This is a genomic window from Algoriphagus locisalis (assembly GCF_900116615.1).
In the GTDB taxonomy this organism is placed as follows: domain Bacteria; phylum Bacteroidota; class Bacteroidia; order Cytophagales; family Cyclobacteriaceae; genus Algoriphagus; species Algoriphagus locisalis.
In genome coordinates this window covers 749157-761822 of record NZ_FPBF01000002.1, presented here as the reverse complement: position 1 = coordinate 761822, position 12666 = coordinate 749157, and the positions used below count along the sequence as shown (strand labels likewise).

The window sequence follows — 12666 nt, the reverse complement described above, 5'->3', positions numbered from 1 at the left end:
AAAATTAAAGGCTATAATCCATAAAGCCAACTTATTGGTCAAGTTCCTTGGGTTTACTCCTAATCGAATGTTGGTTTGAGTCTCACAAATGCCATTTCGTCCTCGATATTGAGAAAACTATATAGTATCCCTTCGTGGACGAAGGTCTTGCTGCCAGGCATGTACTTACCAGGGATGCTTACTTCTTCCCTCATTTTTTCCTCATGGAGCTGATCAAGGTTTTCGTCGAAAATGGTGAGTACATACGTGTATTTATTGTCACTTTTGTCCCACTCGCGCGAGTACCTGTAAAAACGACCTGAACTTTCATCCTTCACTAATGGACCAAATACGACCTCATCTACTTTTTGCTGGATAAGCTGATCAAATTCCTCCTGATTATTTGCAGTTTGTGGGAATTTACCAGGCTTTATATTTTCTGTGAACTGGCTGGAATACTGACGATGGATTACACTATCCAGCTCTTTGCTATACTGCCAGAGTTCATTTATTGCTGTTGTAGAGACGATAAAACCCTCTCCATTCGCCACCAGAAATTTTGCCTCAGGTGCCGATATGGCTCTTCCTCCACCTTGATCCATGTTTACTTCGTACTTGTCGAGGTCTCCCCAAAATTCTAATGGGATAAGACTTAGGCTGCTGTCCGCTAAATGGATTTGTGCTACGCCGCGTATGCCTCCCTTTTCTTGATAGTTCCCATAAAAGCTTGAAAAGTATTCTCCACGTGAATCTATCTGTCCCATACCATCTATTTCTTCATTTTCGGCCAGCTTCTCTCCATTCAAAAAATCATTGGTCAATCTGTAAGAGGCAATTTTGCTATCCGAAGAGTCGAGGTGGTTTATCGAATAATAATTCATAAAAAAGGAATCACCGGAGGAAGCTTTTTTTATACCTACTAAGGCCATTTCCAAAATCCCATTTGGCCCTTCTAGCTCGTACTGAACCAGTTTGGCTAGTTTTCTATTGTCAAGATCGATTACCTCAACTCTGCCAGATTGTGGGTTTAGGTTATACAGTAAGCCCTCTTTGGCAGAGTAATCCGAGAAGTATAGCTCCATATTCAGAAACAAAAATTCATCGTCCGCATCGATCATCACGGTATCGATGGTATAAGAGAAGTCAAAAGCGTTTGCCACGCTGCTTTCAGATTTCTTCTCTGAGGAGCAGCCTGTCGCTATAAAAGCAAATAAGAGGAAGCAGAGTTTATTCATTTGTAAAAGTTGGTTTAAGTCTGATAAAAGCTAGCTCGTCATCGATGTTCAGAAATACATAGGGCATCCCATCCCGAATCCTGAAGCTATATGGAAATACAAAATCCTGCGGAAGTTGCGCCTCACCCAACAGTTCAAAATTCTCATCTATTGCCGTTACCACAGTTTTGAAGATCAGGCTATCTTCTCCGATTGTGCGATCTAGTTCTTGCGAAAATCTCCAGCGGTAGCCGGTTTTACTATCTAGTTCCCATGATCCAAACGTAACATCTTTAATTAATTCCTCTCGCAACTTACTGAATTCGTTGAGGTCTGTTATAGTTTTTGATTCTCCTGGTTTTTGCTCATTGCTAGTTAATTTACTTTGATACTTTTTGGTGATCAGGGAGTCAGTAGCCAAATCATAGATCATGAGCATGTTCTTGGAAGTTGGGGAGAATAAAATTTTATCCTTGCTAGGCTCAAAAAATACAGCCGTGGAAAAACCTCCTCTGATCTCCCCGTCTAGTTCTAATGTTAAGTTATTTTCCCTGATGAAATCCAGCGCTTGAGTAGGGATAAGCTTTCCTGTTTCTTGTTCAAGATCAAACCATACGATTCCCTCAGGTTTGTCCGACATTTCTGAGGTTTCATATATTCCCGCCAAGTATCTACCATCGCTGGAAATGCCATTGGATTGTGCACTTATGCTTTTACCTGTAGTAAGTAAGTCAGTAATAATTTTCTCTCTGGCAAGCGTAAGTTTATTAGATACTTTAAAACCGGAGTCCATGTACGTGAGCGTGTAATTACTGGAAAATACAAAACCTCCATTTTCCAAGGCGATTATAGTTGAAGGGCCGCCAACGCCATTAGGACCTTCCCTTTCCAGTTGTATAAGAGTATCCAGTTTCAGGGTTTCCAGGTTTATTTTCTCCAGAACAGTTTTCATCATATTCATGTTGTAGAGAAATTTCTGCGAAGGATCTAGTGCGGAAACTCCTAAGAAGTAGTTCAAAAAGAGAATTTCCCCTTTAGCATCAACGCGTACGGTATCGAGGGAAACAGAGAAACTGGGTTCCTCCACTTTCTCAGGAGCCTTATCACAGGAAGCGAAAATAGTTGCCGAAAGAAGAAGTGCTAGGTATTTATTCATAGGATAGTGTTGGTTTTAGCCGTACAAATGCCACTTCGTCATCGATATTTAGAAAGGAATAGATCATTCCATCACGCATGAAGAATTTATAAGTTAGGACATATTCTTCTGGGAGGAGTGCTTCGGAAAGCTGATCAAAATTCTGGTCAAAGGCCGTGAGTACTGTTTTGTGCACGATGGTATCGCCTTTCATGCGATCCATTTCCTTAGTAAACCGCCAATAAACTTCCTGCTTTTCATCGAAAATCAATGGACCGTAGCGTACATTTTTCTGGGTTTCCTTTACCAAATCCCTGTATTCCGGCTCCGAGTCCACACGCTCAGGAAAAGTTCTAGTAATCTCAAAACTGGTGTATTGACTGGAATATGCTTTGGAGCTGAGAGAATCTGTTTTCAAATTATAGAAAAACAATTCATTTGAACCGCTATTGGATAGGATCAAGGTATCGTTCTTCGGCATGAGTTCAAAGTTTGAAAACATGGCTCCCATAGGATTACCATCTATGTAGAAATTGATGCGGTATTTCTCCATTTCCTTCAATGCCGGCATGGGTTTATAAGAAAATTGCTCTTTTTCGAGGTCAAAAACCGCGATCCCAAGTGGTGCTTTCTCCAGCTTTTGGTCAGCATAAAGTGTAAGTACGCGTTTATTTTCCCGATCAAGGACCTGGTCGAGACCTATACGAAATTCCTCAGGTAGATTTTCTCCCTCAAACTCATGATTTGCAAAAGTGAGCGATGAGAGCTTAGTTCCTTCTTGGTCAAACAGATACAATTCGTAACTATCAGAAAGATAAAATCTGCCATCAGGCAGCGAATACACATCGGACATATAGGGAGACCGGATGGCATTTGGTCCATCCATGCTCATGGGGATAACTCGTTCTAGCTTGAGGTTCTCCAAGTCTATGATTTCCAAGCCGGGTTCATTGGATCCGGTTTTGAAGTTGTAGAAATACTTTTCGTCAGCAGATATATCTGAAGTAGTTAAATTCCTGTTTATGTAAATAATTTCATCGCCGGCATCTACCATCACGGTATCCAGTTCGTAGGATATCTTTCCGGAGGAGGTAGTAGAGCTACTTTCAGAACTCTCTTTGGAAGAGCAACTGGCCAAAACCGCCAGAATAATAGGGGTAAGAAGTTTAATTTTATTCATAGGTAATATTTGGTTTTAAGCGGACGAAGGCTAGTTCGTCATTAATGTTGATTCCTTTGTGTAAATATCCATTGTGAAAGAAAGTGTTTCCATTTAACATAGGAACCTCTTTTACTTCATTAATCAAGTTAAAATCTTCATCAAATACAGAGAGGAAAGTATCATACCTCAGAGGGTCAATTCCCAATTGCTTATAACTAAATCTAAGGAAGTGCCTCCTTTCAGCATCCCACTCGAATGAGCCGAAAGTGATTTCCTTAGCTTTTAATTGTAAAGCATCTTCAAGTGCTTTCTGGCTATTTACTTTCTTTGGAAAATTTCCCGGTTTTTTCGCTGGTAATAAGTCAGATTGAAAGTCCAATTGCCGCAAAGTCCCTTCACCTAAATCATAAACAGCTATTGAATTAAAGGATTCTGTACTGATCAGAACCCTTTGATCTACTAATTGAAAGAAGTATTTGTCTCCACTTGAAATTGACATTTCCCCTTCTAATACTACTTTGTATTCCTCCGTTCTTTTCAATAATGGGACTTCAATGGTTTGAACGGATAAGTTCGGAATGTCTAAAATAGCCAAACCAACACCTGATCTGTTTCCTCCCCGAGCTACGCCATATATTCCATAAAAAACTTCCCCATTTTCATTGTACTCACCAGAGAAACTCAGGATATTACCCTCTGGAATATTGCCTTTTTGAAAGGCAATATTGTCCCAATTGTAAATGTCCAGTACTAGTCCTGATGAATCTACTTTTCGGATAGCATCAAACGAAGGAATAATGATCGTCCCATCATTTATGGATCTAAATTCATAGGGAGTCTGGGTACCAATACTATTTGGACCATCCAAAGAAAACCGGATTGATCTATTAATCTCATAATTAGTTAGATCAATGAAGTCAAGACGCTTTTCAGAAGTATTGAAAAAATATAAGGTTTGATCTTCAGCGGATACGGACATGCTCAAAAATCCTCCTTGCACATTTAATAACAATCCCTTAGAATCCACCTTTACTGTATCCACTGTATAGGAAAACTCAAAATCTCCTATGGAGGATTTCTCAGAGTTTTTCTCAGCATTGCAGCTTACAATGGCAAGTAGTAAAAGTAGAACTAGGTATTTATTCATAACTAGGTTTGATTCGGACGAAGCCCAGCTCGTCTTCCAGGTTAATGTAGGAATAGAGTGAGCCGTCTTTGAAGAAAGCCATTTTTTCAGAAATGGAAAAGTCTAACTCCTGTTCGTGAAGCTGATTAAGGTTTTCGTCAAAGACGGTTAGTACTGATTTCATCACCCGCATATCCCCAATCATATGATCCAAATCCTGGCTTTCTCTCCAGAATTTTCTATTCGTATCGTCAAAAATCAATGTGTTAAATTCAACTTCTTTGTTTTTCTCAGCCCATGCATCTCGCATTTCCTCCCTGCTGTTGGTGTTTTTTATGTATTGGCCTACTTTGGCGTCTGCGGTTAGTATAGAGTGAAATGTCTTTTTACTTAAGGAACCAGCCTTCAAATCATAAATGAATGCCTCATTTCTAACAGTATGGGTGAGATAAATTTTATTATTGGCCTCTATTAGCCATACCTGCTCAGGATTATTAGTCCATCGGATTCCATTCTCGTCAGTACGAGTGATATTAAAATCAACAAGTGATTCCAGTTCAGGAATGGGGACTTTCTTCAGCGCCATAGTTTGCAAATCCACTATGGCAAGCCCTTTAATAATGGCTCCCAGCCCCTGTTCAGAATAGGTAGCGAAAAGGTGATCCCCATCTTTGGAGTAGATGGCCCCAAAGTAAAAATTGATTACTTCGTTTTCTTTTAAGGTATCTCCTGATAGGTATTCGGACTGAAACTTGAGGCTTTTGAAATGGTCAAGCTTAGAATTTGCCTTTATGAAAGATTGATAAGATTGAAAAATAAAGTCTTCTTTTTCCGAGACGGCAAAATCTGAAACGTTCATACCAATACCTTCTGGACCTTCCAGTTCCAGAGGAAGAGATTCTTTATAGGCTAGAGCTTCCAAATCGATGAGTTCTAGTTCGGGGGCATCAGGATTTAGGTTGTATAGAATCTTTTTATCAGTAGAAACAGCAGCTGTCCTCATACCACTTGTGATATAGATTAAGTGCTCCCCTGGGTCGATTTCCACGGTGTCTATCTCATAAGAAAAATCAATGGTCGTAGCCTCTGTGTTTTCTGCACTTTCTTTAGTGCTGCAACTAGCCAAAACTGCCAGAAAAATCAGAAATAGGAATCTAGTTTTTTTCATAAGTAGGTTTGATTCTAACGAAGCCCAGTTCGTCTTCCAGATTAATGTATGAATAGAGTGAGCCGTCTTTGAAGAAGGTTAAAAAGGAAGGCACATTCATTAAGTAGCTCACCCGCTGCTCATGGATTTGGGTAAGTTCTTTATCAAAAATGGTCAGCACGGATTGATATGTCGCAGAATCTCCGATCATACGATCTAATGATATGCTGAATCTCCAGAACTTCTCATTTTGATCGTCAAAGTGCAACTTGCCAAAAGTCACTTCTTTGGCCTTCTCCCTAACATGCTCATCAAGCTCTTCACGAGAATTGGCCCTTTTCTGATAGTTGCCTTCCTTCTCATCGTTGGTCAGTTCAGAGTGAAATGACTTCTGGGCTACAGTTTCATCTGCAAGATCTAGCGTAAAGACTTCATTGTATGTCGTGGAGGAGATTAAAATTTTATCCTGAAAAAGATTGAAAAAAACTGTCTCGGAAATTTCCATTTTGCTATTCCCCTCTGGGCTAAAGACAATGGAGAACTTGTCTATTTTCTCAAAAAGATCTATAGGTACTTTTTTCAATTCCATTGTATTGAGGTTTACTATTGCCAGACCACTTTTCGGACTTTTGTTATCCTGTATTCCGTAGGTGCTATAGAAAAATTTACCATCCTTAGAAATCTGTCCTTCTGGATAAATCTTTTCGAGCTGGGTCATAGGATCTCCCTTAAGTGAATCCGCAGTAAACCAATACTTGCTCACCTGATCACGGGCTTCGTTTAGCTTGATCATGTAGTTCCAGTTATTCAGGTAGAGGTCTCCGTTGTCCGAGATATCCATCATCGCCATATAGGAATTCGCTGCATTAATCCCGTATGGGCCTTCCTTCTCCAGTTTGATTACTTCTTTGATTGTTAACTCATCAAGATCTATTACTTCCAATTCGGGGACTTTAGGATTAAAGTTGTAAAGCAGTTTTTTGTCCGAGCTGAGGGTGGCAGTATTCATGTAATTCGATAGGTAGATAAAATGATCATCTCCTGGATCTACCTGCACAGTGTCTATCTCATAAGAAAAATCAATAGTCGTAGCCTCTGTGTTTTCTGCACTTTCCTTAGTGCTGCAACTAGTCAAAACTGCCAGAAAAATCAGAAATAGGAATCTAGTTTTTTTCATAAGTAGGTTTGATTCGGACAAAGCCCAGTTCGTCTTCGAGATTAATATATGAATAGAGTGAGCCGTCTTTGAAAAATGTAAGGGAACCGGCTTCTGAATATTCCACCTTTTCCTCGTGAAGCTGGTTGAGGTCTTTGTCAAAAATGGTAAGCACAACATCGTAAGCAGTTGAATCAGCTATCGTACGATCCAAATCCTTTGAGAATCTCCAGAACTTCTCGTTTTGATCGTCATAGTAAAACTTGCCAAAAGTCACTTCTTTCAATTTATCCTTATTGAGTTCAAAAAGATGCTCTTGGGAATTGGCTCTTTTATCATAATTCCCTTCTTTGAAATCATCCGTAATTTCGGAGTGATAGGACTTAGACTCAATGGAGCCATCCGCCGGGTCTAGTATATAGATTTCATTAAAGGCTGTAGTTGAGATGAGGATTTTGTTCTGAAAAAAACTAAAGAAAACAGTTTCTGTAATGGACATTTTGCTGTTTTCTTCTGGACTAAAGACAATTGCGTATTTGTCGATCTTTTCAAAAATATCCAGTGGTATTTTTTTAAGTTCCATCGTGTTGAGGTTTACCATTGCCAGACCACTTTTTGGACTTTTATTGTCCTGAAGCCCATAGCTGCTAAAGAAAAAATTCCCGTCTCTGGACAAGATTCCCTCCGGATATATTTTCTCCATTTCTGAAAAGGAGTCTCCCTTCAAGGAATCCGCCGTAAACCAATACCGGCTCATTTTATCCTTAGCTGCATTGAGCTTGATCAGGTATGACCAACTGTTTAGGAAGAGTTCGCCGCTGTCAGACACATCCATCATCGGCATATAGGAATTCGCTGCGTTGATCCCGGTCGGACCTTCATTTTCCAGTTTGATAACTTCCTTGAGCGATAGCTCATCAAGGTCTATTACTTCCAATTCGGGTACTTTGGGATTGAAATTGTAAAGAGTTTTTTTATCGGAACTAAGTGTAGAGGTACTTAGATTTCTCGATAAGTAAATAAAGTGATCCTCTCCGGGATCTACCTGCACGGTGTCTATTTCTACCGTGAAGTTTAGATTACTGGAGTTGGAGGATTTTGAATCAGTTTTCTCAGAGCAGGAAGCAAGGACGCTAAGGATTAGAATTGGTAGTAGTTTATTCATAGATGGTTTTAAAAATTAAATGTGAATACTGCAAAGCCGAGTTCGTCTTCGACATTAACATAGGAGTAGAGTTTGCCGTCTTTCATGAAATATACCCGTGGACTTTCGTCTACGCCTTCAAGCTTGCTTTCTCCCAAAACCTTCATTTCGCTATCATAAGCATATAGAAAAAGTTCTGTCGAGCTTGGGTCTTTTGGAGAATCTCCAAGTGCTATTTTTCTACCTAGGCGCAGAAAGATCTCTCTGCTTTCATCCCAAAGCAGGTTCTGATACGTAATCTGACCGACGATTTTGCGGTATTCACTCCACCACTGCTCTCCAGAATTAGGAGTTGTCAAGATTTCCCCGCTTTTGGAATTGGGAGTGATCGTATGCTTCACAGGAATAAAACTAAGACTATCCGATGCAGGGTCATATTCATAGACGCTACTGATAGTACCACAGGTGATGTAGAGCTTGCCTTCGTGCTCAGTTACCTGATATGGCTCCACATACATTCCTCCTCCAGCTTCCAAATAAATTGCCCGAAACTTGGACGAAATATCCATTTCTGGAAGATCAATCAACTTCGCTTCTTCGGTGGCAATGTCCATGATCATCAGCTGCTTTTTCTCCTTCATCATTTCTCCGGGGAAAGAAGTGAGATACTGTTGGTCTTGGGTGATTTTGGTTTTTTGATAGAGGGAGTAGAAACTATCTGATATCTCCTGATCAATGCCCGTTGGAGTTATTTTGAGGTTTTTTACCTGATTTCCGGCATAATCGTAGAATCCTATTTTCTCATTGCCATGCAAAAAGAAGGTACTGTCACTCAGGGATTGGATGATTTGCGCATAGGTTCCTACGCCATTTGGGCCTTCTTTTTCAAAAGGTATTCTTTTGAGGAGTTTGTTCTCCTCCAGGTCAAAAAGGTCTAAGGTGCTCGTACTGCCTTCAAATACAAGTAGCTGTGATTTATCTACCGAAGTAGCAAATGGGGTGAAAAAACCTTCAGAAAGAGCCAATATTTCCCCGGCAGAGTCCATCACGATAGTATCTACCGAGTAACTTAGGTTCTCAAGGATATTGCCTGATTCATCATTTTCTGAACTGACTTTTTCACTACACGAAAGGATAGTAAAAAGTAAAATATAGGGTACAATTTTATTCATAGGTAGGTTTGATTCTGACGAAGCCAAGCTCGTCTTCCAGATTGATGAATGTGTAGAGTGAGCCGTCTTTGAAGAAGGCCAGGCTTTGAGAAATGTTAAAATCTATCTTCTGCTCATGCAGCTGATTGAGGTCTTGGTCAAAAATGGTGAGAACTTTTTTGGTCACTACGGAGTCGGCGATCATGCGATCCATTTCAGTACTTACTCGCCAGAATTTTTTGTTCTTATCATCATACACCAGATTGTTGAAGTTTACCTCTTTGTTCTTTTCAGTCCAGGCATCGTCCATTTCCTTGTCGCTGTTGGTATTTTTGGTGTAAAGTCCTTTTTTGGAGTCCGAAGTCAGCGTGGAGTGAAAGGACTTTTTCTGTAAGGAATCTGACTTCATATCATAGATAAACGCCTCATTTCGGGATGTATTCGTCAAATAGACTTTGTTTCCTACCTGCAAAATCCAAATACGCTCGATGGTACTCATGCGGGGATTTCCCTTATCGTCATACTGATTGATGTTAAAATCTGTCAGTGATTCCAGTTCTGGGATGGGGATTTTTTGCAGCTCCTTGGTTTGCAAATCCACAATAGCGAACCCCTTAGCCGCCCCTCCAAACTCCTGAACTGAGTAAGTCCCAAAGAGGTAGTTTCCATCAAGAGATGGAATGGAACCGAAATCCACGCCTTCCTTTTCGGCCAAGCTATCGCCCTTTAGATGCTGAGCATCAAACTTGAATGATTCATATTGGTCGAGATCAGAATTGGCTTTTACAAAGGATCTATAGCCCTGAAAAATAAAGTCTCCACCCTCTGACACCGCAAAATCTGACACATAAGTGCCTATTCCCTCTGGGCCTTCTTTTTCCAAGGGAATGGATTCCTGATATGCCAATGTCTCCAGATCTATAATCTCTAGTTCGGGAGCTTTGGTGTTCAGGTTATACAAGATCTTTTGATCTGGAGAAACAGCTGCCGAGTTCATGTAATTGGTGATGAACACCAAGTGGTCTCCAGGATCCACCTGCACGGTATCCATGGTGAAAGAGAAGGGAAATTCAGATATTTCCTCGGAATCCGAAGATCCAGATCCACAAGAAAAGAGCGCAATAAGGAATGGTAGTGTAAGTAGTTTTTTCATAGGTTTTTTTAAAAATTAAAAGTGTACCTGATATATGCTGGATTTTCTCCTTGCACAGAGTTCATATAAAGTTTTCCCCCTGACATAAAATTGCCTGTAGGCATCCACCTAAGAGCACTTACTTTGGATTCTCCAGTTAGATTCAAATTTTCATCGTATGAGAACAGGTAAACTTCAGCCTTTACAGCACCTCCCATATCATTAAACTGCTTATTATCGAAAGCAAACCTGAAGTAAGAATTTCTGGTCTCATCCCAGTAAAACTGCCCATAAGTAATCTCTTTTTGTAATGTTCTGGAGACAGCACGTAAATCTTCAGCAGTCCGAACCTCTGTTGTATAGCTGCCGGTCTTTTTTAAAGGGACTAAACGATGGGGGAACGTATGCATTTTTAATGAGTCTGTTTTCCATTGATAGGAATAAATGTCCGATGTCGATCCACTATAGATTAGGAATTTGTCATTAAGCAATTGAATCTTTTGGTGATCTCCTGAAGTGGCAATAGCAGGACCATTTGCTAGTCTCCATACGATCTGGAAATTGCTCGTTAGCTCTAAAGCAGGTAGGGGTAAGATTTTCGCAATCATCTCCTGCATGTTGATCACTGCAAGCCCTTCAATCGGCTCTCCCTGGTTGTTAGGAAGGCTCACGATGATGGATTTATCCGGACTGATATGAATCGAATTGGTAAGTGAATATCTTGCGTCATTAGGAATTCCATCAATATTTTCAGGAAGAAGCTTTTGAGTAGTTAGTTTTTCGCCCGTCAACTTATGAAAAGATAGTTGGGTATAATTAGAGAAGAAAACTTCCTTATTAGGAAGTAATTGCATGTGACTGACGTGTTGAGGTATTAAGTCGGGACCATCTTCTTCGAATACATGCCTTCCCACTAGTTTTAGGCTGTTGATGTCTATTTCGTGGATTTCATTTTGAGAATAAAAGTGGTAAGCTTTTGACAAATCAGTGTTGAAATCTTGAAGGGTAAAGGAGCCAGGAACAAATAACTCGTTACCCACATCAACTTGAACAGTGTCCACTTTTAAGGAAAAGTTTCTAAGGATATTCTTAGCTTCCTTGGTTTGGGACTCTTTACCACCGCAGGAAGTAAGTATAATAAGTATTAAAATGGGGGACAGTTTTTTCATATTTAATTTTTAAAAATCAAAAGTATAGACAACAAAGCCTGGGATTTCATCCACGGGAGTGTAGCAATACAGCTTTCCATCCTTAAAAAAGCCCATATTTTGGTTGGGGTTATAGTTTTTGAATTCTCCTTCTGCAGTTAGTTTGAAGTCTTTGGAATAGGTGAATACATAAAATTCTCCGCCGATCATCTTTCCTTCCACATCATATTTGTTCTTTTGGGCAAAGCGCATGTATCGCTCGTTTTTGGCATCCCAATAGAACCTCCCAAAGCGGATTTCCTTACCCATTTCTTTTCTAATCTCAGTGATTAGTTCCGGGGAGTCCACTTCTGTTGGATAATTCCCCTGTTTGGATTTGGGGACTATCTTATGCGGAAAAGTGAGTAGTGACAAAGAATCAAGAGATGGGTCATATAAATAGATATCAGATGTGGCACCGCTATAAATAACAAAGTTGCCATTGAGCATTTGAAGATTTTCATAATCACCAGCGCTGCTAGAACCGTTTCCTTCCCTGAAAGTCACTCTATATTTTTCGGTAATCTTCATGGCGGGAAGTTCTAAGTTTATCCCCTTTTTGCTTGCAAGATCAATGATTCCTAATCCGGAAATACCTCCACTGAAAGCTCTAGGAAGAGTAATGGCTTTACTTTTATCCTCTGTAATATGAATACTATTGGTAAGAAAAGAACTGGCTTTTTCATCAAACCCGCTGACTGATTCGGTTGTAAGATTTAGCTTTTGAACTAGTTTGCCAGAGAGAGAATAAATCCCCGAACTGTTGGAATTTGAAAGCAAAAACTCATCTCCGGGAAGGGTTTGGAAATAGTTGACAAATGAAGGGATTTTATTAGGTCCGTCTTTTTCGAATGGATGTCGTTCAACAAGAGTCATTGAGTTGACATCTATCTCATGGATTTCAGATTCTTGATCGTTAAAAAGATAGATGGTGGTTCCGTCCTGGCTCAACCCATCTCCATAGTATCCATAAGCGTTGAAGATTTCATCACTAATATTCACTGCTAAGGTATCCGTAGTGTAAGAAAGATTTTCTAAGGTGAGTACTTCCACCTCTTCTGTGGATTCTGATTTTTCCCCACCACAGGAAGCAAATAAGAGGATCGAAATTTTGAATAGTTTTTTCATGCTTT

General features: G+C 40.0%; 11 protein-coding genes. All 11 read right to left on the bottom strand.

What is annotated here, in order from left to right:
- Nucleotides 1-59: 59 nt before the first annotated feature.
- From BM386_RS08420 to BM386_RS08370, 11 genes are read right to left on the bottom strand one after another with little or no spacing between them, the layout of a single operon-like run.
- Nucleotides 60-1214, bottom strand: coding sequence for a DUF4221 family protein (locus BM386_RS08420; RefSeq protein WP_091692626.1), 1155 nt, complete (start codon nt 1212-1214; stop codon nt 60-62).
- Nucleotides 1207-2349: a DUF4221 family protein gene (locus BM386_RS08415; RefSeq protein WP_091692624.1), complete on the bottom strand. Its 1143-nt coding sequence runs from the start codon at nt 2347-2349 to the stop codon at nt 1207-1209. Before BM386_RS08415 ends, BM386_RS08420 begins: the two co-directional genes overlap by 8 nt.
- Complete coding sequence (locus tag BM386_RS08410) at nt 2342-3508, bottom strand: DUF4221 family protein (RefSeq protein ID WP_091692623.1); 1167 nt, start codon at nt 3506-3508, stop codon at nt 2342-2344. The genes BM386_RS08415 and BM386_RS08410 overlap by 8 nt, the downstream gene beginning before the upstream one ends.
- Nucleotides 3501-4637 carry a DUF4221 family protein gene (locus tag BM386_RS08405; protein ID WP_091692621.1) on the bottom strand — a complete coding sequence of 379 codons (1137 nt, stop codon included), beginning with the start codon at nt 4635-4637 and terminating at the stop codon, nt 3501-3503. Before BM386_RS08405 ends, BM386_RS08410 begins: the two co-directional genes overlap by 8 nt.
- Nucleotides 4630-5784, bottom strand: coding sequence for a DUF4221 family protein (locus BM386_RS08400; RefSeq protein WP_091692620.1), 1155 nt, complete (start codon nt 5782-5784; stop codon nt 4630-4632). The genes BM386_RS08405 and BM386_RS08400 overlap by 8 nt, the downstream gene beginning before the upstream one ends.
- Nucleotides 5771-6940: a DUF4221 family protein gene (locus tag BM386_RS08395; RefSeq protein WP_170857061.1), complete on the bottom strand. Its 1170-nt coding sequence runs from the start codon at nt 6938-6940 to the stop codon at nt 5771-5773. Before BM386_RS08395 ends, BM386_RS08400 begins: the two co-directional genes overlap by 14 nt.
- Nucleotides 6927-8084 carry a DUF4221 family protein gene (locus tag BM386_RS08390; protein WP_091692616.1) on the bottom strand — a complete coding sequence of 386 codons (1158 nt, stop codon included), beginning with the start codon at nt 8082-8084 and terminating at the stop codon, nt 6927-6929. Before BM386_RS08390 ends, BM386_RS08395 begins: the two co-directional genes overlap by 14 nt.
- 8 nt (nt 8085-8092) lie before the next feature.
- Nucleotides 8093-9235 (bottom strand): DUF4221 family protein, encoded by a 1143-nt coding sequence (locus tag BM386_RS08385; protein ID WP_091692614.1) that lies wholly within the window; start codon nt 9233-9235, stop codon nt 8093-8095.
- A complete protein-coding gene (locus BM386_RS08380; RefSeq protein ID WP_091692612.1) occupies nt 9228-10367 on the bottom strand; it encodes a DUF4221 family protein in 1140 nt (379 codons plus the stop codon). Before BM386_RS08380 ends, BM386_RS08385 begins: the two co-directional genes overlap by 8 nt.
- 8 nt (nt 10368-10375) lie before the next feature.
- Nucleotides 10376-11515, bottom strand: coding sequence for a DUF4221 family protein (locus BM386_RS08375; RefSeq protein WP_091692610.1), 1140 nt, complete (start codon nt 11513-11515; stop codon nt 10376-10378).
- 9 nt (nt 11516-11524) lie between these two features.
- Nucleotides 11525-12661 carry a DUF4221 family protein gene (locus BM386_RS08370; protein ID WP_091692608.1) on the bottom strand — a complete coding sequence of 379 codons (1137 nt, stop codon included), beginning with the start codon at nt 12659-12661 and terminating at the stop codon, nt 11525-11527.
- Nucleotides 12662-12666: the final 5 nt, after the last annotated feature.